Origin of the sequence: Pseudomonas sp. S60 (assembly GCF_016647865.1) — a bacterium.
Taxonomy (GTDB): domain Bacteria; phylum Pseudomonadota; class Gammaproteobacteria; order Pseudomonadales; family Pseudomonadaceae; genus Aquipseudomonas; species Aquipseudomonas parafulva.
Window position 1 is genome coordinate 1 of record NZ_JACVVH010000136.1, and the last position, 226, is coordinate 226.

Sequence of the window (226 nt, forward strand, 5' to 3'; positions counted from 1 at the left end):
GAACACCTGGGTGCCACCGGTCAGGGTCACGGTCACACCGCCGTGACCAGTAACTGGCAGGCTGCTGTCTTCGCTCACCAGGGTAACGGTGTAGGTGATCTTGCCGCCTTCGGCCACGGTGGTGTTATCCACAGACAGCACCGCGGTGACCTTGCTGATGGTGTCGGTGACGTTGACCGAAGCTGGGCCGCCGATGACCAGGTTCTCGAACGTGGCGTTCGGGACT

1 protein-coding gene is annotated in these 226 nt (G+C 62.4%); it reads right to left on the reverse strand.

Annotated features, from left to right (window positions below):
- Positions 1-226: hypothetical protein (locus tag IAE33_RS24460; protein ID WP_201165783.1), on the reverse strand; the 226-nt coding region annotated here is incomplete at both ends.